This window comes from Streptomyces sp. MH60 (assembly GCF_002939385.1).
Lineage (GTDB): Bacteria > Actinomycetota > Actinomycetes > Streptomycetales > Streptomycetaceae > Streptomyces.
The window spans coordinates 1-20280 of the sequence record NZ_MULI01000107.1; the positions used below are offsets into that span (position 1 = coordinate 1).

Below are 20280 nucleotides of genomic sequence, written 5' to 3' on the forward strand. Positions count from 1 at the left end.
CTGCGGGCGTCCGCCGCGGCGCACGGCCGCGACCCGGACGACCTGCGGGTCCTCGCCGCCCTGGAGGTCGACCTCGGGGACGGCGAGTACGCGGCCGAACCCGGCCACGGTGGCGGCGGCCCCCGCGCCACGCCGCGCGGCCCGCAGTACCGCGGCGGTCCCGTGGACCTCGCCGAACTCATCGCCTCCTGGCACCGGGACGGCACCGTCGACGGCTTCCACCTCACGCCGGTCGAGCCGCGCCGCGACCTGGAACGCCTCGTCAACGGCACCGTGTCGCTGCTCCAGCACCGGGGCCTGTTCCGCACCTTCTACCCGGGCAGCACGCTCCGGGACCACCTGGGCCTGACCCGGCCCGCCAACCAGTACGCCGTCGCGCAGGGAGCGTCATGACCGGACCCAAGCCGATGCAACCGAAGCCGATGCACCTCGCCGCCCACTTTCCGGGCGTCAACAACACCACCGTCTGGGCCGACCCGCGCTCGGGTTCACAGATCGACTTCGCCTCCTTCGAGCACCTCGCCCGCACCGCCGAACGCGGCCTGTTCGACTTCTTCTTCCTCGCCGAGGGGCTGCGGCTGCGCGAGCACAAGGGCCGCATCCACGACCTGGACGTGGTCGGCCGCCCCGAGTCCCTGACCGTCCTGAACGCGCTCGCCGCCGTCACCGGACGCCTCGGACTCGCCGCCACGGTCAACGCCACCTTCAACGAGCCCTACGAACTCGCCCGCCGGCTCGCCACCCTCGACCACCTCAGCGGCGGCCGGGCGGCCTGGAACGTGGTGACCTCCTCCGACGCCTTCACCGGCGAGAACTTCCGGCGCGGCGGCTACCTGGACCGGGCCGAGAGGTACACCCGGGCCGCCGAGTTCGTGGCGACGGCACGGAAGCTGTGGGACTCCTGGACCCCGGACGGCACCCCCCGCCCCTTCGCCCACCACGGGCGGCACTTCGACATCGCGGGCGAGTTCACGCTGCCCCGCTCCCCGCAGGGGCACCCGGTGGTGATCCAGGCGGGCGACTCCGACGCGGGCCGGGAGTTCGCCGCCTCCTCGGCGGACGTGATCTTCACCCGCCACGGCACCCTGGAGGCGGGCCGCGCCTTCTACGCCGACGTGAAACGCCGCCTGGCGAAGTACGGCCGGAGCTCCGGCGACCTCAAGATCATGCCCGGTGTCACCGTCGTCCTCGGGGACACCGCCGCCGAGGCGCACGAGCGGGCCGAGGAGATCCGGTGGCAGCAGGTCTCCCCGCAGACCGCGCTGCTCACGCTGGAGCAGATCTGGGGCGTCGACCTGTCCGGCTACGACCCCGACGGGCCGCTGCCCGACGTCGACCCGGTGCCCGACCCGCAGCTCAGCCAGGGGCGGACCCGGCAGGGCGACAGCGTCGCGACCGCCGAGAAGTGGCGGGCCCTGGCGCAGGAGCGGGGGCTGTCCATCCGGCAGACCGTGATCGAGGCGGGCGCCCGGCAGTCCTTCGTGGGCACGCCCGGGGAGGTCGCGGCCGAACTGGCGGAGTTCGTGGCGCGGGACGCCGCCGACGGCTTCATCCTCGTACCGCACCTGACCCCGGGCGGGCTGGACGCGTTCGTGGACCGGGTGGTCCCGTTGCTGCAGGAACGCGGCGCGTTCCGTACCGCGTACCAGGGCGCCACCCTGCGCTCCCACCTCGGCCTGGCCGAACCGGTGTGGAAGGCCTGAACCCCGCGTGGCGGCGGTGGCACGACGAGCGCGTCGGCACGGTCCCGGCGCCCTGCGGACCGCTCGCGCCGACCGGCACCCACTGGCCGGAGGGCCATCCGGACGGGCAACTTCCGGACATCCCCGGGCGGTGGACGACGGACGGCGACGCGGGGCCGCACGCCGTGCGGGTTGCCGGACGCGGACGGCCGGGAGCGCGGGCCGGCGCTCGGCGGGGAACCGGCCTTCGAGCCGGCCGGGCGGGAGCACCCGCTCCAGATGGGCGTCGTGTTCGCCGACCACTTCGTCGGCGCCTTCCCGCCGCCGGGGAACACCCTGGAGGCCCACGTGGCGGCGGGGGCGCGAACTGCGCCAGGACCGAACGGGAGTTGGTAAAGGCCGTTCAAAGACGGACGACCGAAAGGCACTCTTGCGCCGACCGGTCGTTCGGCCGAGACTTCAACCTCAGCGCTTGTCAGGGGCACGACGCATTCGGAACCCGGAGGTCCGTCCCTGACTGCGCCTCACGGGCCCCCATCCCCACGAGAGGGGCCCCCGACTTCCCCTGTGGAGGAACGAAAAGTGAGGATCAAGCGCACCACCCCCCGCAGCGGCATCACGAGACGGACTCGGCTGATCGCCGTATCCACCGGCCTCGTGGCCGCTGCCGCAGTCGCGATCCCCAGCGCGAACGCGGCATCCACCCCGGCCACCTTCAGTGCCGCCGAGCTGAGCAGTGCCAGCGGCGCGGTGCTCCAGGCCGACGTCCCCGGCACCGCCTGGGCCGTCGACAGCAAGTCCGGCCGGGTGCTGCTCACCGTCGACAGCACCGTCTCCCAGGCCGAGATCGCGAAGATCAAGGAGCAGGCCGGCGACAAGGCCGGCGCGTTCACGATCAAGCGCACCCCCGGTAAGTTCAACAAGCTCATCCAGGGCGGCGACGCCATCTACGCGAGCAGCTGGCGCTGCTCCCTCGGCTTCAACGTCCGTGCCAGCAACGGCGCCGAGTACTTCCTGACCGCCGGACACTGCACCGACGGCGCCGGCGCCTGGCGCGCCAGCTCCGGAGGCACCGTCATCGGGCAGACGGCGGGCTCCAGCTTCCCGGGCAACGACTACGGCATCGTGCAGTACACGGGATCCGTCTCCCGGCCCGGCACCGCCAACGGCGTGGACATCACCCGCGCGGCCACCCCGAGCGTGGGCACCACCGTCATCCGCGACGGCTCCACCACCGGCACCCACAGCGGCCGGGTCACCGCCCTGAACGCCACCGTCAACTACGGCGGCGGCGACGTGGTCTCCGGCCTGATCCAGACCACGGTCTGCGCCGAGCCCGGCGACTCCGGCGGCTCGCTCTACGGCAGCAACGGCACCGCGTACGGCCTGACCTCCGGCGGCAGCGGCAACTGCTCCTCCGGCGGGACGACGTTCTTCCAGCCGGTGACGGAGGCCCTGAGCGCCTACGGCGTCAGCGTCTACTAGTCGGCCGGTCCGTCGGTAGGTCAGTGGATCAGCAGGTCGGTACGTCACGTATCGAGCGCGGCCGGCAGCGCGCCGAGCCCCCGCACACCGCGGCGACGGTGTGCGGGGGCTCCTCCGTGTTCGGCACCGGTGTTCGCCGGTGCGCCCGGCGCGCGAATCCTGCGGGAGGGGGCATGAATGGTGAAGGCCGTGTGACCACGCTGGAGTTGTCGTGCGCACGTCCTGATGTCGACCTTGTGTGCGGCCTGTGGAATCGGAAGAGTCAACGCTCGTCAACCAGCCTTCCGGTCCGCGAGGTCCCCACAACCTCCGGGCCGACCCCCCACAGGAGGACGTGAGTTGAAGCACCGACGCATACCCAGGCGGCGGGCCGCCGTGGTAGGTGCGGGAATCACCGCACTGGTCGCGGCCGGAGTCACCTTCCAGACCGCGAACGCCAGCGAGGCCCCGAAGACCGCCGCGCCCGAGACCCTGTCGGTCACGGCGGCCGGAAAGCTCGCCTCCACGCTGCTCGGCGACCTCGGCGCCGACGCGGCCGGCACGTACTACGACGCGCAGGCCAAGAGCCTCGTCGTCAACGTGCTCGACGAGAGTGCCGCGCACACCGTCCAGGAGGCGGGCGCCGAGGCGAGAGTCGTCGAGAACTCGCTCGCCGACCTGAAGAGCGCGCGCACCGCTCTCACGAGGGACGCGACCATCCCGGGCACGTCCTGGGCGACCGACCCGACCACCAACAAGGTCGTCGTCACCGCCGACCGCACGGTCTCCGGAGCCGAACTGGCCAAGCTGACCAAGGTGGTCGACGGGCTGGGGGCCAAGGCCGAGCTGAAGCGGACCAAGGGCGAGTACAAGCCCTTCGTCGCGGGCGGCGACGCCATCACCGGCGGCGGCGGGCGCTGCTCGCTCGGCTTCAACGTGACCAAGGGCGGTGAGCCGTACTTCATCACCGCCGGCCACTGCACCGAGTCCATCTCGACCTGGTCGGACTCCTCCGGGAACGTCATCGGCGAGAACGAGGCGTCCAGCTTCCCGGACAACGACTACGGCCTGGTCAAGTACACCGCCGACGTGGACCACCCGAGCGAGGTGAACCTCTACAACGGCTCCTCGCAGGCCATCTCGGGCGCCGCCGAGGCCACCGTCGGCATGCAGGTGACCCGCAGCGGTTCCACCACCCAGGTGCACGACGGGACGGTGACCGGCCTGGACGCCACCGTGAACTACGGCAACGGCGACATCGTCAACGGCCTGATCCAGACCGACGTGTGCGCCGAGCCCGGCGACAGCGGCGGCTCGCTCTTCTCGGGCGACAAGGCCGTCGGCCTCACCTCCGGCGGCAGCGGCGACTGCACCTCGGGCGGCGAGACCTTCTTCCAGCCGGTGACGGAGGCCCTGTCGGCCACCGGTACGCAGATCGGCTGAGCAGCGCTACCCGCACACCCGTGAAGTCCCGTCCCGCGCGCGAGGGGCGGGACTTCCGCGCGTCCGCCCGGGGCTCCCGCGTCCCTGCGGCGGTCGGTCGGCCGCCGGGGTCAGCCGGCCCGCGCGGGCGGCAGCTCCGTCTCCTGCCGTCCGCGGCGCGGCAGCACGGCCGCCAGCATCGTGATCACCGTTCCCGCGACCGCCCACGCCCACAGCACCAGCAGGGAGGCGGTCACGTCGTTCCCCCTGAAGTAGGCGATCGAGCGGGCCGCCCAGGTGCCCGCACCCGGTGGCAGCGCCGGGCCGATCGCCTTCCAGAACGGCGGGAGCAGCGGCAGCGGGAAGGCGCCGCCCGCGCTCGGGTTGCCCGCGATCACCACCAGCAGGATCGCCAGACCGATGCCGACGATCCCGAAGACGCCCTGGAGGGCGAGCGTGGCGGCGCCCACCGCGAAGGTGATCAGCGCGCCGAGCCCCCACAGGTCCAGCACGCCGCCGGGCAGCGCGCCCAGGATCGGCCCGATGATCACCGCGCCGCCGAGTCCGCCGACGATCGCGACCAGCGCCATCACGATGAGCCGGATCGCCGCCCGGCGCGGGTTGGCCGGCCGGGCGCCGGTGCTGATCGCCAGGATCGAGGCGCACAGGTAGCCGCCGACGCACCAGCCCACGACCAGGTAGAAGGACGACAGCCCGTCGAAGTCGTGGGACGAGGCCGGGGCCACGTCGACCACCCGCACCGCGCGTCCCTCGGCCTTCTCCGCCTTGCCGGCGATGCCCTCCAGGGTGGTGGCGAGGACGGTGCCGCCGCCGGAGGCGACCAGCAGGGTGTCGGTGCGGCCGGAGGGGTCGAGGACCAGGGCGCCGTCGATGTCCCGGTTCACGATCTGCCGCCGGGCGCTCGCCTCGTCGGCCACCGCGCGCGGGTCCAGCGGGGAGCCGGGCAGCCGCTCCAGCCGGTCCACCGTCCGCCCGGCGGCCGCCCCGGGCGCGACCACCCCGAAGGGCACGTCCTTCGGCCTCGGGTCGTGCAGCGCCCCCACATAGGAGGCGATGAACAGCAGCTGGAGCGCGATCACGCCGAGCACCAGCAGGGTGGCCCGCGGGGTGACGGCGTCCTTCACCTCACCGAGGAAGGAGCCGCTTCGCGTGCTGGGGCCCGGTGTGTGTGACATGTCCCCACAGTCCTGGTCGGGGGGCGTTTGCGCAGGTGGGGCGGGGCCGAACGGATGTCGCACACATATTCGAGGATGGGGGTATGGTGGGTGAGGTAGCTGGGAACAGGCGTTCGATAATGGCGTTCGGTCATGCGTCGGGTCCATGAGTCGGGAGGTGCGTGTGCCGGGTTTCACGCATCTGCACACCGTCTCCGGGTTCTCCGCCCGCTACGGCGCCTCCCACCCGGAGCGGCTGGCCGAGCGCGCCGTCGAGCGGGGCATGGACGCCCTCGCCCTCACCGACCGCGACACCCTCGCGGGCACGGTCCGCTTCGCCAAGGCCTGCGCGAAGGCGGGCGTCCGCCCCCTGTTCGGCGCGGAGCTGGCGGTGGCGGCCCCCGAGCCCGAAGCCGACCGCACGGAGACCTCCGTACGCCGGGACCGGCGCCGCGTCCCCGTGCGCGGCGGCGCCTTCGTCGACGAGTCGGCCCCCCGGGTGACCTTCCTCGCCCGCGACGGCGCCCGCGGCTGGGCCGACCTGTGCCGCCTGGTCTCCGCCGCCCACACGGCCGAGGGCACCCCGCTGCTGTCCTGGCCCGACAACCACGCCGACGGCCTGACCGTCCTGCTCGGCCCCGACTCCGAGGTCGGCCGCGCCCTCGCCGCCGGGCGCCCCGACCGCGCGGCGCGGCTCCTCGCCCCCTGGCGGGAGGTCTACGGCGACGCCCTGCGCCTGGAGGCCGTCTGGCACGGCCGCGAGGGCACCGGCCCCGGCTCCCTGCGGCTGGCCTCCCGCACCGTGGGCTTCGCCGCCGAGCAGGGCGTGAGGCCGGTGCTCTCCAACGCCGTCCGCTACGCCGACCCCGGCCAGGGCGAGGTCGCCGACGTCCTGGACGCCGCCCGCCGCCTGGTCCCGATCGGCGCCACCAGGGAACTGGACTCCGGCGAGGCCTGGCTCAAGGACGCCGGTGCCATGCGGCACGCCGCCGAGCGGATCGTCGAGTCCGCGGGCTTCCGGCGCGACACCGCGCACCGCCTGCTGGAGCAGACGCGGGCCACGGCCGCCGAGTGCCTGGTCGACCCCGAGGACGACCTCGGCATGGGCGCCGTCCACTTCCCCGAACCGCACCTCGTCGGCGCCGGGCGGCGCACCGCCCAGCGGGTGCTCGCCTCCCGGGCGGCGGCGGGCATGGTGCGGCGCGGCTACGACCGGCGGCCGGACCACCGGGAGTACTGGGAACGGATGCACCACGAGCTGGACATCATCGCCCACCACGGCTTCGCCTCGTACTTCCTCACCGTCGCCCAGGTCGTGGACGACGTGCGGCACATGGGCATCCGGGTCGCCGCGCGCGGCTCCGGCGCGGGCTCGCTCGTCAACCACCTGCTCGGCATCGCGCACGCCGACCCGGTCGAGCACGGGCTGCTGATGGAGCGCTTCCTGTCCAGGGAACGGGTCGTGCTGCCCGACATCGACATCGACGTGGAGTCCGCGCGCCGCCTGGAGGTCTACCGCGCGATCATCGGCCGGTTCGGCACCGAGCGGGTCGCCACGGTCGCCATGCCGGAGACGTACCGGGTGCGCCACGCCATCCGCGACGTCGGCGCCGCCCTGTCCATGGACCCGGCCGAGATCGACCGCGTCGCCAAGTCCTTCCCGCACATCCGCGCCCGCGACGCCCGCGCGGCGCTGGAGGAGCTGCCCGAACTGCGGGAACTGGCGGGGGAGCGGGAGCGGTACGGCAAGCTCTGGGAGCTGGTCGAGGGCCTGGACGCCCTCCCGCGCGGTGTCGCCATGCACCCCTGCGGCGTCCTGCTGTCCGACGCCTCCCTGCTCTCCCGTACGCCGGTCATGCCGACCAGCGGCGAGGGCTTCCCGATGGCGCAGTTCGACAAGGACGACGTGGAGGACCTCGGGCTGCTCAAGCTGGACGTGCTCGGGGTCAGGATGCAGTCGGCGATGGCGCACGCGGTCGCCGAGGTGAAGCGGGCCACGGGCACCGAGGTCGACCTGGACGCCGTACCGGAGGGCGACCCGGCGACGTACCGGATGATCCGGTCCGCCGAGACGCTGGGCTGCTTCCAGATCGAGTCGCCGGGCCAGCGGGACCTGGTCGGCAGGCTCCAGCCGTCGACCTTCCACGACCTCGTGGTCGACATCTCGCTCTTCCGGCCGGGACCGGTCGCCGCCGACATGGTGCGGCCGTTCATCGAGGCCCGGCACGGGCGGGCGCCGGTGCGCTACCCGCACGAGGACCTGGCGGAGCCGCTGGCGGGGACGTACGGGGTCGTCGTCTTCCACGAGCAGATCATCGACATCGTCGCCATCATGACCGGCTGCGGACGCGGCGAGGCGGACCGGGTGCGGCGCGGTCTCTCCGACCCGGAGTCGCAGGGGCGGATCAAGGTGTGGTTCGCGCAGCACGCGACGGCGAACGGCTATGACGCGGAAACGATCCAGCGGACCTGGGAGATCGTCGAGGCGTTCGGCAGCTACGGCTTCTGCAAGGCGCACGCCGTCGCCTTCGCCGTGCCGACCTACCAGTCGGCGTGGCTGAAGGCCCATCATCCGGCCGCCTTCTACGCGGGGTTGCTCACCCACGACCCCGGCATGTACCCCAAGCGGCTGCTGCTGGCGGACGCGCGGCGGCGCGGGGTGCCGATCCTGCCGTTGGACGTCAACAAGTCGGGGGTCGCACACAGGATCGAACTGGTGTCTGAATCGGGGTCACGGAAGCCCGCCACGTGGGGACTGCGCCTCGCCCTCTCCGACGTGCACGGCATCAGCGAGGCCGAGGCGGAGCGGATCGCCACGGGGCAGCCCTACGCCTCCCTGCTCGACTTCTGGGAACGGGCCCGCCCCAGCAGGCCGCTGGCCGGACGGCTCGCCCAGGTCGGCGCACTGGACGCGTTCGGCGCCAACCGCCGCGACCTGCAACTGCACCTGACCGAGCTGCACCGCGGCGCCCGGGGCGGACGCGGCGACCAGCTCCCCCTCACCGGCGGCCGCAAGACCGCCTCCGCCGGGCTGCCCGACCTCACCTCCGAGGAGAGGCTCAGCGCCGAACTCGGCGTGCTCTCCATGGACGCCTCGCGCAATCTGATGGACGACCACCGCTCCTTCCTGCGCGAGCTGGGCGTGGTGTCGGCCAAGCGGCTGCGCGAGGCACGGCACGGGGAGACGGTGCTGGTCGCGGGCGCCAAGGCGGCCACCCAGACCCCGCCGATCCGCTCCGGCCGCCGCGTCATCTTCTCCACCCTCGACGACGGCTCGGGACTGGTCGACCTCGCCTTCTTCGACGACTCGCACGACGCCTGCGCCCACACCGTCTTCCACTCCTGGCTGCTGCTGGTGCGCGGGGTGGTGCAACGGCGCGGCCCGCGCAGCCTCAGCGTCGTCGGCTCCGCCGCCTGGAACCTCGCCGACCTGCTGGAGGTGCGCCGCGAGGAGGGCCTGGAGGGCGTCGCCGCCCGGCTGGCCGCGGCGGGCGGAAGCCGGGAGGGCGACGACCCCGAGGGCGGCCCGGCGCGCCGCCGCCTCGCCGGTTCGGACGGGCGGCCCGCGCCGGCCGGCTCCGCGGCCCAGGACCCGGTGGAGCAGCGGAGGATCCGCATGTCCACCGGGTACGAGATGCACCCCTGGGCCGATCTGCGCCCCGCGGGCGAAGGGCCCGCGGTCGGAAGGAAGTTGTGGCACCAGAGCCCGGGGAGTGCGGGATGACCGTTCTGTGCGTACGTTTCCAGCTGCCGCCGATGTACGAGGCGGCCCTGCCCCGGCTGCTGGGGCTGTTGGAGGAGTTCACGCCGGTCGTCGAGGCGCTGCCGCCCGACGGCGCGCTGGCCGACCTGCGCGGCGCCGAACGGTACTTCGGACGCGACGCCGTGGAACTGGCCTCGGTGATCCGGGTCCGCGCCCTCGCGCTGTACGGCGTGGACTGCGTGATCGGCGCCGGACCCGGCCCGATGCTGGCCCGCATGGCGCTGCGCGACGCCCGGCCGGGACTGACCCGCGCGGTGCCCGGCGGCGAGGAGCGGGACTTCCTCGCCGGCCAGCCCGTCGCCGCGCTGCCCGGCGTCGGCACCGCGACCGCCCGCACCCTGTGCGAGTACGGCCTCGACACCCTCGGCCGGGTCGCCGCCGCGCCGCTGTCCACGCTCCAGCGCCTGGTCGGCGCGAAGACCGGCCGCGAGCTGCACGAGAAGGCCCAGGGCGTCGACCGCGGCCGGGTCGTCCCCAACGGCGTCTCCCGGTCCCTGGCCGCCGACCGCCCCTTCGACCGCGACGAACTCGACCCCGACCGCCACCGCCGCGCCCTGCTCTCGGCCGCCGAGGAGCTGGGCGCCCGGCTGCGCGCCGTGGACAAGGTCTGCCGCACCCTCACCCTCACCGTCCGCTACGCCGACCGGTCGGCCACCACCCGCAGCCGCACCCTGAAGGAGCCGACCGCGCACTCGGCGGCCCTGACCCGGACCGCGTACGACCTGTACGAGGCGCTCGGCCTCCAGCGCGCCCGGGTCCGTACGGTCGCTCTGCGCGCGGAGGGCCTCACGTCCGCCGAACACGCCTCCCACCAGCTCACCTTCGACCCCGTGGACGAGAAGGTCCGCCGGATCGAGGAGGTCGCGGACCGCGCGCGGGCGAAGTTCGGGCCGAGGGCGGTGATGCCGGGGTCGCTGGCGGCGTGAGGCCCCCGCGGGTCAGTTGGCCCACGGGGGAGTGAGGCGGGTGCCGTCGGCCCGGCGCGGCGGTCTGCCGCGCGTGGCGCCGGGCGGGCCGACGCGGCTCAGCTGGTGACCCCAGGCCCTCTCCCACCTGCGGTGCCGACGGCATCGGTTATCACTGGAAGTTTTTACTGACGCGTAACTTCACACGTGCGCTACTCGCCCGTAACTTGACGAGTGAACAGCATCCCGTGATCCGGATCACAGGGCGTCCGGCCGTCGCAACTCCCCCCGATCCGCAAGGAGTTCACCCGATGCTGCCCTGGAGTCGAGTGCTCAGACCGCTGACCGCGCTGCTGCTGACCGCCGCGGTCGCCCTGTTCCCCGCCGTCACCGCCACCACCGCCACCGCCGCCCCCGCCGCGGACGCCCGCCCCGGCTCCGGCTGGAACGACTACACCTGCAAGCCCTCCGCCGCCCACCCCCGCCCCGTCGTCCTGGTCCACGGCACCTTCGGGAACTCCGTCGACAACTGGCTGGGCCTCGCGCCCTACCTCGAGGACCGCGGCTACTGCGTCTTCTCCCTCGACTACGGCCAACTGTCCGGCGTCCCGCTCTTCCACGGACTCGGCCCGGTCGAGGAGTCGGCGGCCCAACTGGCCGCCCACGTCGACAAGGTGCTCGCCGCGACCGGCGCCGCCGAGACCGACCTCGTCGGCCACTCGCAGGGCGGCATGATGCCCCGCTACTACCTCAGGTTCCTCGGCGGAGCCGCCAAGGTGAACGCCCTGGTCGGCATCGCGCCGAGCAACCACGGCACCACGCTGTCCGGCCTCACCCACCTGCTGCCGTACTTCCCCGGCGTCGGGGACCTGCTGAACGAGCACACCCCCGCCCTCGCCGACCAGGTCGTCGGCTCCGACGTCCTCACCAGGCTCAACGCGGGCGGCGACACCGTGCCCGGCGTGCGCTACACCGTGCTCGCCACGAAGCACGACGAGGTGGTGACGCCGTACCGCAGCCAGTTCCTCGACGGCCCCGGCGTGCGCAACGTCCTGTTGCAGGACCTGTGCCCGCTCGACCTCTCCGAGCACCTGGCGATCGGGCTGTTCGACCGGATCGCCTTCCACGAGGTGACCAACGCCCTGGACCCGGCGCACGCCACGCCGACCACCTGCGCCTCGGTCTTCGGCTGACCGGCGGCCCGGCACCCCGGCCCGCCCCACGCGGGGCCCGCCCGGCCTGAGCCGCCGGACGGGCCCCGCGTTCCCCCGCGTCCCCCGTGCTCCGGGTCAGTGGCCGTGCCGGCCACCGGTCGTCGCGCGCCGGCGGACCGACGCGAACAGAACGGCCGCGCCGAGCGCCAGGGCGGCGGCACCGCCGACGGCGAGGTACGGCGTGCTGCTGTCCCCGCCGGTCTCGGCGAGGTTCTCGGTGCCTCCGCCGGCGGCCTCGACCCGGTGGGGTTCGGCGGCATTGCCGGAGGCCGCGTCCGGGGCGGCAGGGGAGGCCGGGGCGTCCGCCGGGTCCGTGGTGGTCTCCGCGTCCTGGTCGCCGTGGCCGTGGTGCTCGATCGTCGACTTGTCGGCCGCGGCCGCCAGCTGCTCCTCGGACGGCACGGAGGCCTCCGGCGCGGGCGCGGCGCCACCGGCCGTGTCGCCGGACGCGGTGTCGTCACCGGCGGCCGCACCGCCGCTGCCGCCGTCGCCTCCGAAGGAGACGTCCGAGCAGGAGTAGAACGCCTCCGGGCTGTCCGAGCGCTGCCACACCGCGTACAGCAGGTGCTTGCCGGACCGCTCGGGCAGCGTGCCGGAGAACGTGTAGAAGCCGCCCGAGGCGACCGGGTCGGTGGAGGTCGCCACCGGTGCGGACAGGTCCAGATCGTCCCAGCCGAGCGGCTGCGACGGGTCGTAGCCAGGCTTGGTGAGGTACACCTTGAAGGTGCCCTTGTGCGGGGCCGTCACGCGGTACTTGAAGGTGTACGAGCCGCTGGACACGCCGGTCGCGGGCCAGTCGGCGCGGGCCAGGTCCATGCCCTTGAAGGCCGGGTCGTTGGCACTGCACAGCCTGCCGTCCGGGATCAGCTCCCGGTGCTTGCCGTCGGCGTCGCCGATGCGGATGCCGTTCCAGTCGTAGAGCGCCTGCGTGCCGCCCGCCGCGACCGCCGCCCCGCACGCCGCCGACTTCGGGTTCTCGGGCCCTTCCGCGTGGCACTGCGACACCCGGCTGACCGGGTCGCCCATCGAACCGTGCGCCGAAGCGGGGGCGGCGGCCAACGTGGTCAGGGCGAGCGGAGCGAGACCGGCGACGGCGACGGCTGCGACCCTGCGGGACGCGGACGGTGCGGGCATGGGGAACTCCTCGAAACGGTCACGGGGGATGCGGGAACTCGGGCCGGAACCCGTGGGGTTGATCAGCAAGCTAGCCCCAGAAGACCGTGAAACCGCCTGCTGGAGGCGGGTGAGGGAGATCCTTATGGTCGCGTTAAGGGAGTGCTCAGGCTGGGCTGAGGTAGCTACCGTTCGCGGTATGGAACGACAGCGCATCCGGCCGGCCGTCAGCTCGGACGTGCCGGCGGTGAAGGCCGTGACCGACGCCGCGTACCGCCCCTACATCGAGCGCATCGGGGTGGTGCCGCGGCCCATGGAGGCGGACCACGCGGCGAACGTGGCGGCGGGGAAGGTGTTCGTCACCGACGAGCCCGGCACGGGCCGGGCGGGACCCGTGGGCCTCGTCGTCCTGGAGGCGCACGCGGACCACCTCTTCCTCGACAGCATCGCCGTCCACCCCGACGCGCACGGCAGGGGAGTGGGGCGGCGGCTGCTGCGGTTCGTGGACGCGCACGCGCGTGCGCTGGGCCTGCCCGAGGTCAGGCTCTACACGAACGCGATGATGTGGGAGAACCAGGAGATCTACCCGAGGTACGGGTACGAGGTCGTGGAACGCGCAGTGGACGGGCCCTACGACCGCGTCCACTACCGCAAGCGGCTGCTCTGAGGCGTCTCATGCCCGGCCTGCCGTCAGCTCTCCGGCCACCAGGTGCGCGCGATGTCCTCGCGGACCTCCGGGCGCCCCGAGGGGCGCTCGTCGATCTCCTCGCGGACTCGGCGGGCGTCGGTCTTCTTCAGGGGCTTCTGCACGGTCAGACGGCGCATGGCTGCCTCCTTACGGATCCACCGGGTTCCGCGTTCTCACGGAGGTAGACCCCTTCCCCGAGACTCACTCATCGATGCATCCCTGTCAGTGGCGGTTGTCACGTTCCCGCGCCCGGACTCCGTTGTCAGTGGCGGGTGTCACCCTGGGCGCATGAGTGGGAACAGTGACGAACCGACCGCGCCGGGTGCCGACTGGGACGCGCTGGCCGCCTCCTTCGACGACGAACCGGACCACGGCCTGCGCGACACGGACGTACGCCGGGCCTGGGCCGCCCGGTTGGCCTCCTGGCTGCCCCGGCGGCCCGGTGACGTCCTGGACCTGGGCTGCGGCACCGGCAGCCTGTCACTCCTCGCGGCCGAGCAGGGGCACCGCGTCACCGGCGTCGACCTCTCCCCGGCCATGGTGGAGCTGGCCAGGACCAAACTCGCCGGCCGTGACGCGGTGTTCCTCACCGGTGACGCCGCGGCACCGCCGGTGGGCGAGCAGCGCTTCGACGCCGTGCTGGTCCGGCACGTCCTGTGGACGCTGCCCGATCCCGGCCGGGCCCTGCGCCACTGGCGGCAGTTGCTGCGCCCCCGGGGGCGGCTGGTCCTGGTCGAGGGCGTGTGGGGGAGCGTCGCCCCGGTCGGCATACCCGCCGGCCGGCTCACCGCCCTGCTCGACCCGCTCGCCGGGCAGGCGCGGGTCGAGCGGCTGTCGGACGACCCCTCGCTGTGGGGCAGGGAGGTGACGGACGAGCGGTACGCGGTGGTGGCGACGTACGGGTGAGCCGCGCGGCGCGCTATTCCAGCAGACCGGTGAAGCCGTCCCCGCGGGCCAGCCGCTCCAGTTCGTCCAGCGCGGCCACCGCGGCGGCAGCGGCCCCGGGGTCCCGGTCCGCCAGCCCGCTCCCGGCGAACTCGTCCTCGTCCAGGCGTCGTACGTCCGTGCCGTCGGCGGAGCGCCACAGGTCCAGGTCGAGGTCCTCGACGACCAGTTCCGTGCCGGTCAGGACGGCGGGGCGGGTGACGTCGCAGTACCAGCCCTTCAGCACTCCGGCCGCGGTCCGGACCTCCTTCACCGCGTACCACCGGTCGCGCCAGTAGTACTCGGTGAAGACGTCCCCGGCCTCGAAGCGCACGAAGCCGAAGTCGCGCACGCCGTCACCCGCCCAGGGGGCGCGGACGGCGAGGCGGACTCCGTCGTCGTGCAGCAGCGTGGCCGCGTACCGGATCTTCGTACGGCCCGCCTTGACCAGTGCGACGCTCACCCCGGTCGCCGGCTCAGCCGGGTTCGCGGACATGCCGCACCTCCGTCGCGCAGATCTCGTACCCGAGCCACTTGTTGACGGCGAGCATCGGGCCGTTGTCGGTGTCGTTGCCGGTGAGCGCCTCGGTGTACCCGGCCGCGCGGGCCCGGTGCAGGGAGTCGGTCTTGGCGAGCTTGGCCAGGCCCCGGCCGCGGTGCGCGCGGACGGTGCCCGTCATCGCGGTCGCGTACCGGGTGCCGTCGGTGTAGGCGACGCTGAAGGCGGCCGGGCGGCCGTCGGCGACCACGACCGTGGTCAGTTCACGGTGGAGCAGCGGGTGCCGCCAGGTCTCCGCGAGCCAGGCCGCGTAGTCCGTGAACTCGACGTCGACGTCGCTCGGTTCGTCCGCCACCGTCTCCGCGTCCAGCTCGAACAGGGGCCGGGGATCGTCCGCGAAGTCGGCGGCGGTGCGCAGCTCGACACCCGGGGGAGGGGACCACCGGGGCGGGAGCGCGGCGCTCGCCAGGTCCAGCCGGAGGAAGTGCGCGGCGCGCCTGCGTGCGTAGCCGTGCCGCTCGGCGAAGGCGAGGTGGGCGGGGCCGTCCAGCACCCAGGAGTACAGCTTCGTCGCCCCCTCGCCGGTCAGGTACTCCTCGGCCGTACGCACCAGCAGACCGCCGGCCCCGCGCCGGAACCGCTCCGGATCGACGTAGACGTTCAGGAAGGCCTGGCCGGGCTCCGGGCTGTCGTGCACCAGCCCGATCTGCGCCGTGCCGATCACCTCCCCGTCCTCCTCCGCGACCAGGGACCGGCTCCGGGCGTCCGGGTGGGTGTGGACGAGCCGGTGCACGACGGCCTCCGGCGTCCACAGGATGAACGGCAGGGCCCGATGGCGGACCCGGGCGAAGGCCGCGACATCGGCCGGGTCGTCGGGACGCAGGTCGCGTACAAGAACGGTCATGGGGGCGCACGCTACGGCGGCCGCACGGTCGGGTGCCTCTCATTTTCGCGGGGATACGGGACAATCGCCGGGTGACCTTGAAGATCGATATCGACGACGGCACGCCGCCCTACGAGCAGGTGCGCGCGCAGATCTCCGAGCAGGCGCGGTCGGGAGCGCTGCCGGTCGGGCACCGGCTGCCCACCGTGCGCGGACTCGCCGAGTCCCTGGGGCTCGCCGCGAACACGGTCGCCAAGGCGTACCGGGCGCTGGAGGCGGACGGGGTGATCGAGACGCGGGGGCGCAACGGAACGTTCGTCGCCGCCGCGGGCTCTGCGGCTCAGCGGGAGGCGGCTGCCGCGGCCCAGGGGTATGCCGAGCGGGCTCGGCGGCTGGGGGTGACGGAGGAGGAGGCGTTGGGGGCTGTGCGGGATGCCCTGCGGGCGGCCTACCGGTGAGCGCCGTTCTGGGTGGGGTCCGTTCTCGGCCGCGGGTGCCTCGTGGCCGGTCGCGCCCGCGCGGCAGAGCCGCACCTGTCTCAGCCCCGCGCCCCTGACGGCGTTCTGGTGACCGTCAGGTTCGAAGCGCGGGCCAGTTGGGCGAAGACCTGTGCGTCTCGCACCGCCGCCGCGTTGGGGTCGTTGTTGAAGTAGGTGTAGACGTCGCTCGTGTGCGGCCAGGTTGTGGTGATGCGGTCGATCCACGTGGCCAGGGAGCGGCGGCCGTAGTGCGGCCAGGGGGTGGCTCGGCCCTCGTGGAAGCGGACGTAGCCCCAGTCGGTGGTGCGCCAGAGCGGGGTGGCCGGGCGGGCGCGGACGTCCGCCCAGCACAGGGCCGCGCGCCGGGAGACGAGGACCGCGCGGACCTCGGGCGTCCACCAGGACTCGTGCCGGGGCTCCACCGCGACCCGGGTGCCGGGCGGGAAGCAGGCCAGGCAGGTGTCCAGCAGGCCCGGGTCGGCGCGCAGGGTCGGCGGCAGTTGCAGCAGGACCGGCCCGAGGCGGTCGCCCAGGCCGGCCGCGTGGGTCATCAGCCGGTCGACCGGTTCCGCCGGGTCGCGCAGGCGTTTGATGTGCGTCAGGTAGCGGCTCGCCTTGACCGCGACCGTGAAGTCCGGCGGCACCCGCTCGCGCCACGCCGCGAAGGTCTCCCGGGTGGGCAGGCGGTAGAAGGCGTTGTTGATCTCGACCGTCGCGAAGGCGGCCGCGTAGTGCTCCAGCCAGCGCCGGACCGGCAGACCGGGCGGGTAGAGGGCCTCCCGCCAGTCCCGGTACTGCCAGCCCGACGTGCCGACGAACAGGGTCATACCCTCATCAAAGCACCGGGACGGTGACCGCGGGCTACAGGTACAGCCCGGCCTCCGTGCCCGTCCGCGGTTCCGGCAGCGCGGTCGGCGAGGTGCCCCGGCGCAGGGCGTACAGCTCGGCCAGGGTGGCGCCCTCACGGGGGACCCCCTCCTCGGTGCCGAGCCAGTCCACCGCCTCCCGCCGGGTCAGCGGGCCCACCTCGATGCGGGCCAGGCAGCGGCCGGGGCGGACGACGGCGGGGTGCAGCCGTTCCAGGTCCTCGTTGGTCGTGACGCCCACCAGGACGTTGCGGCCCTGGCCGAGGAGGCCGTCGGTCAGGTTCAGCAGGCGGGAGAGCGCCTGGCCCGCCGTGTGCTTGGCCTCGCCGCGGATCAGCTCGTCGCAGTCCTCCAGCAGCAGCAGCCGCCAGCGGCCCTTGCCCGCCGCGTCCTCCTCGCCGATGGCGATGTCCATCAGATAGCCGACGTCGGAGAAGAGCCGCTCCGGGTCCAGTACGCAGTCCACCTGGCACCAGTCCCGCCAGGAACGGGCCAGCGTGCGCAGCGCCGAGGTCTTGCCGGTGCCCGGCGGCCCGTGCAGGAGCAGCAGCCGGCCCGCGATGTCCTCCGGCGTCGTCTTCATCAGGCCGTCCATCGCCGCCGCGACCGGCGCCGTGTAGTTGGCCCGGACCTCGTCCCAGGTGCCCGCGGCGATCTGGCGGGTGGTGCGGTGCGGGCCGCGCCGCGGGGAGACGTACCAGAAGCCCATCGTCACGTTCTCCGGCTGCGGCTCGGGCTCGTCCGCCGCCCCGTCCGTCGCCTCGCCGAGCACCTTCTCGGCGAGGTCGGCGCTGGTCGCCGTCACCGTGACGTCGGCGCCCCGGTTCCAGCGCGAGATCAGCAGCGTCCAGCCGTCGCCCTCCGCCAGCGTCGCGCTGCGGTCGTCGTCGCGGGCGATCCGCAGCACGCGGGCGCCGGACGGCAGCAGCGTGGCACCGGACCGTACGCGGTCGATGTTCGCGGCGTGCGAGTACGGCTGCTCACCTGTGGCGAAACGGCCGAGGAACAGCGCGTCCACGACGTCGGACGGGGAGTCGCTGTCGTCCACGTTGAGCCGGATCGGCAGGACTTCGTGCGGGTTCACGGACATGCCGCCATGATCCGCCACCCGGCCGCCGCGTGCACCCGCTTTCCCGGGCACCGGCGCGGCACGGACGCCCGAGGCGTCGCGCCCCGACGGCCGGTCAAACGCCCGATTTTCGTCCGAACTTGAACGAGTGTCAGCCAATCGTTGGCATGGACACTTCCAGTCGACGCGCGTAGCCGCTACCACGGTTGTGGCAGCAATCCTGCTAAGGGAGGTTCCATGAGACGTTCCCGACTTGTCGGCTTCCTGAGTTCACTCCTCCTCGCCGCCGGCGCCGCCCTCACCGGGGCGGCGACCGCTCAGGCGGGCCAACTCGCCGCAGCCGACGGCTATGTGGCCCTCGGCGACTCCTACTCCTCCGGGGTCGGAGCGGGCAGCTACATCAGCTCGAGCGGCGACTGCAAGCGCAGCACCAAGTCTCACCCCTACCTGTGGGCGGCCGCCCACTCGCCCTCCACGTTCGACTTCACCGCCTGTTCCGGCGCCCGTACGGGTGATGTTCTCGCCGGACAGCTCGGCCCGCTCAGCTCCAGCACCGGCCTCGTCTCGATCAGCATCGGCGGCAACGACGCCGGGTTCGCCGACGCCATGACGACGTGTGTGCTCCAGTCCGACAGCTCCTGCCTGTCGCGGATCGCCACCGCGGAGGCGTACATCGACTCGACGCTGCCCGGCAAGCTCGACGGCGTCTACTCGGCCATCGGCGACAAGGCCCCGAACGCCCACGTCGTCGTCATCGGCTACCCGCGCTTCTACAAGCTCGGCGCCACCTGCATCGGCCTGTCCGAGACCAAGCGGTCGGCGATCAACAAGGCATCCGACCACCTCAACACCGTCATCGCCCAGCGCGTCGCCGCCCACGGCTTCACCTTCGGCGACGTCCGCACCACCTTCACCGGCCACGAGCTGTGCTCGGGCAGCCCCTGGCTGCACAGCGTCAACTGGCTGAACATCGGCGAGTCGTACCACCCCACCGCGGCCGGTCAGTCCGGCGGTTACCTGCCGGTCCTCAACGGCGCCGCCTGACCCGAAGCGGAAGCGGAAGAAGGAGCGGAGGGAGAAGAGGAGGAGGCCCCGCCCGTCGGGGTCTCCGTCTCCGTCTCCCTACGTAAGCGGTCGCCGCCCGACGGGGAGGGACAGCGTTCGCCACCCCCGGGTTCGAGACCGCCCCCTCGGCCCGATCCCGCCCCGGGACTGGCGTTTTCGGGCCGCCCGTCCGTAACCCCTGCGGAGGGCGTGCCGTCGCGCGCCCGGCGGCGACGTCGACGGACCGGACGCGGTCCGGGGAGAGGGGGACCGGGGTGGAGGCGGACGAGCTGCTGGTGCTCGTGGCGGACGGCGACCAGGAGGCCTTCGAGGAGCTGTACGGGCTGGTGTCGGGGCCGGTGTTCGGACTCGTGCTGCGCGTGGTGCGCGACCCCGCCCAGTCGGAGGAGGTGGCGCAGGAGGTACTGCTCGAACTCTGGCGGTCCGCGGCGCGGTTCGACCCGCGCCGGGGAAGCGCCCTGGCGTGGATCCTCACCGTCGCCCACCGCCGCGCCGTCGACCGGGTGCGCAGCGCCCGCGCCGCCGGGGAGCGCGAACGGCGCGAGGCCCGCCGCGCCCACCACCCCGCCTTCGACCAGGTCTCGGAGGAGGTGGAGGCGGGGCTCGAACGCGAGCGGGTGCGGCGCTGTCTCGACCGCCTGACCGCACTGCAGCGCCAGTCGGTCACCCTCGCCTACTACGACGGCTACACCTACCGGGAGGTGGCCGAGCGACTCTGCCTCCCGCTGGGCACGGTCAAGACCAGGATGCGGGACGGGCTGGGCCGCCTGCGCGACTGCCTGGGAGGCGCCGCGTGAGCCCCTTCGTCCGGTTGCCGGGCCGCCGCCGCGGCACCCTCCACTCACTCGCCGCCCCCTACGCCCTGGACGCCCTGGAGGGGGCCGAACGGGTCCGCTTCGAACGGCACCTGGCGGGCTGCGGCCGCTGCGCCGCCGAGGTGCGCACGCTGTCCGAGGACGCCGTCCGGCTGGCCCGGTTCACGGCCGCCCCGGCGCCGCACGCCCTGCGCGAGCGGGTCCTGGCCGCCGTACGCAGCACCGCGCAGGAGCCCGCGCCCGCCGGCGGGCCC

Annotated in this window: 20 protein-coding genes and 1 pseudogene; 14 read left to right on the forward strand and 7 right to left on the reverse strand. The window is 73.6% G+C overall.

Going from position 1 to position 20280, the window contains the following annotated elements; all coding sequences use genetic code 11:
- The 5 genes and pseudogenes from BZZ08_RS35405 to BZZ08_RS35425 form a co-directional block, all read left to right on the forward strand.
- Positions 1 to 393 (forward strand): annotated as a pseudogene (locus BZZ08_RS35405) (LLM class flavin-dependent oxidoreductase); the annotation flags it as partial.
- Complete coding sequence (locus BZZ08_RS35410; RefSeq protein ID WP_104636283.1) at positions 390 to 1703, forward strand: NtaA/DmoA family FMN-dependent monooxygenase; 1314 nt, start codon at positions 390 to 392, stop codon at positions 1701 to 1703. The pseudogene BZZ08_RS35405 and the gene BZZ08_RS35410, both read left to right, overlap by 4 nt.
- A 171-nt stretch (positions 1704 to 1874) precedes the next feature.
- Positions 1875 to 2078: a hypothetical protein gene (locus BZZ08_RS40170; RefSeq protein WP_446750290.1), complete on the forward strand. Its 204-nt coding sequence runs from the start codon at positions 1875 to 1877 to the stop codon at positions 2076 to 2078.
- A 186-nt stretch (positions 2079 to 2264) separates the two neighbouring features.
- Positions 2265 to 3167, forward strand: a complete 903-nt coding sequence (locus BZZ08_RS35420; protein WP_104636284.1) for a S1 family peptidase — start codon at positions 2265 to 2267, stop codon at positions 3165 to 3167.
- 339 nt (positions 3168 to 3506) lie between these two features.
- Positions 3507 to 4589, forward strand: a complete 1083-nt coding sequence (locus BZZ08_RS35425; protein ID WP_104636285.1) for a S1 family peptidase — start codon at positions 3507 to 3509, stop codon at positions 4587 to 4589.
- Positions 4590 to 4699: 110 nt separating this feature from the next.
- Here the strand turns inward: BZZ08_RS35425 and BZZ08_RS35430 are convergent, their stop codons facing one another.
- Complete coding sequence (locus BZZ08_RS35430) at positions 4700 to 5764, reverse strand: DUF3533 domain-containing protein (protein WP_104636286.1); 1065 nt, start codon at positions 5762 to 5764, stop codon at positions 4700 to 4702.
- 163 nt (positions 5765 to 5927) lie between these two features.
- Between BZZ08_RS35430 and BZZ08_RS35435 the strand changes: the two genes are divergently transcribed.
- From BZZ08_RS35435 to BZZ08_RS35445, 3 genes are all read left to right on the forward strand, one after another.
- Complete coding sequence (locus tag BZZ08_RS35435; protein ID WP_104636300.1) at positions 5928 to 9467, forward strand: DNA polymerase III subunit alpha; 3540 nt, start codon at positions 5928 to 5930, stop codon at positions 9465 to 9467.
- Positions 9464 to 10432, forward strand: a complete 969-nt coding sequence (locus tag BZZ08_RS35440; protein ID WP_104636287.1) for a DNA polymerase Y family protein — start codon at positions 9464 to 9466, stop codon at positions 10430 to 10432. Before BZZ08_RS35435 ends, BZZ08_RS35440 begins: the two co-directional genes overlap by 4 nt.
- A gap of 290 nt (positions 10433 to 10722) precedes the next feature.
- A complete protein-coding gene (locus BZZ08_RS35445; RefSeq protein WP_104636288.1) occupies positions 10723 to 11604 on the forward strand; it encodes an esterase/lipase family protein in 882 nt (293 codons plus the stop codon).
- A gap of 96 nt (positions 11605 to 11700) precedes the next feature.
- Here BZZ08_RS35445 and BZZ08_RS35450 read toward each other — a convergent pair whose 3' ends face one another.
- Entirely contained in the window at positions 11701 to 12759 is a 1059-nt protein-coding gene (locus BZZ08_RS35450) for a lytic polysaccharide monooxygenase auxiliary activity family 9 protein (protein WP_104636289.1), read from the reverse strand.
- Positions 12760 to 12937: 178 nt separating this feature from the next.
- Between BZZ08_RS35450 and BZZ08_RS35455 the strand changes: the two genes are divergently transcribed.
- On the forward strand, positions 12938 to 13405 hold the full coding sequence (locus BZZ08_RS35455; RefSeq protein ID WP_104636290.1) for a GNAT family N-acetyltransferase: 468 nt from the start codon (positions 12938 to 12940) through the stop codon (positions 13403 to 13405).
- Positions 13406 to 13428: 23 nt separating this feature from the next.
- On the opposite strand, the gene BZZ08_RS39895 is transcribed toward BZZ08_RS35455, so the two are convergent.
- Positions 13429 to 13563, reverse strand: coding sequence for a hypothetical protein (locus BZZ08_RS39895; protein ID WP_104636291.1), 135 nt, complete (start codon positions 13561 to 13563; stop codon positions 13429 to 13431).
- Positions 13564 to 13714: 151 nt separating this feature from the next.
- Here BZZ08_RS39895 and BZZ08_RS35465 point away from each other — a divergent pair, with 151 nt between their 5' ends.
- Positions 13715 to 14332, forward strand: coding sequence for a class I SAM-dependent methyltransferase (locus BZZ08_RS35465; RefSeq protein ID WP_104636292.1), 618 nt, complete (start codon positions 13715 to 13717; stop codon positions 14330 to 14332).
- Between the two features lie 13 nt (positions 14333 to 14345).
- Here the strand turns inward: BZZ08_RS35465 and BZZ08_RS35470 are convergent, their stop codons facing one another.
- A complete protein-coding gene (locus tag BZZ08_RS35470) occupies positions 14346 to 14846 on the reverse strand; it encodes a DUF402 domain-containing protein (RefSeq protein WP_104636293.1) in 501 nt (166 codons plus the stop codon).
- A complete protein-coding gene (locus tag BZZ08_RS35475) occupies positions 14827 to 15753 on the reverse strand; it encodes a GNAT family N-acetyltransferase (protein WP_104636294.1) in 927 nt (308 codons plus the stop codon). The genes BZZ08_RS35470 and BZZ08_RS35475 overlap by 20 nt, the downstream gene beginning before the upstream one ends.
- Positions 15754 to 15824: 71 nt before the next feature.
- On the opposite strand from BZZ08_RS35475, the gene BZZ08_RS35480 reads away from it, so the two are divergent.
- Complete coding sequence (locus BZZ08_RS35480) at positions 15825 to 16190, forward strand: GntR family transcriptional regulator (RefSeq protein WP_198601880.1); 366 nt, start codon at positions 15825 to 15827, stop codon at positions 16188 to 16190.
- An 80-nt stretch (positions 16191 to 16270) separates the two neighbouring features.
- Here BZZ08_RS35480 and BZZ08_RS35485 read toward each other — a convergent pair whose 3' ends face one another.
- Positions 16271 to 17038: a DUF72 domain-containing protein gene (locus BZZ08_RS35485; RefSeq protein ID WP_104636296.1), complete on the reverse strand. Its 768-nt coding sequence runs from the start codon at positions 17036 to 17038 to the stop codon at positions 16271 to 16273.
- Positions 17039 to 17072: 34 nt separating this feature from the next.
- Positions 17073 to 18167, reverse strand: a complete 1095-nt coding sequence (locus tag BZZ08_RS35490) for a DUF5925 domain-containing protein (protein WP_104636297.1) — start codon at positions 18165 to 18167, stop codon at positions 17073 to 17075.
- 216 nt (positions 18168 to 18383) lie between these two features.
- On the opposite strand from BZZ08_RS35490, the gene BZZ08_RS35495 reads away from it, so the two are divergent.
- The 3 genes from BZZ08_RS35495 to BZZ08_RS35505 form a co-directional block, all read left to right on the forward strand.
- Positions 18384 to 19190, forward strand: a complete 807-nt coding sequence (locus BZZ08_RS35495) for an SGNH family lipase (protein WP_104636298.1) — start codon at positions 18384 to 18386, stop codon at positions 19188 to 19190.
- Positions 19191 to 19465: 275 nt separating this feature from the next.
- The gene (locus BZZ08_RS35500) at positions 19466 to 20008 is read left to right on the forward strand and encodes a sigma-70 family RNA polymerase sigma factor (protein WP_104636299.1); all 543 of its coding nucleotides are present in this window, start codon (positions 19466 to 19468) and stop codon (positions 20006 to 20008) included.
- Positions 20005 to 20280: RskA family anti-sigma factor (locus BZZ08_RS35505; protein WP_446750291.1), on the forward strand; the 276-nt coding region annotated here is incomplete at its 3' end. The genes BZZ08_RS35500 and BZZ08_RS35505, both read left to right, overlap by 4 nt.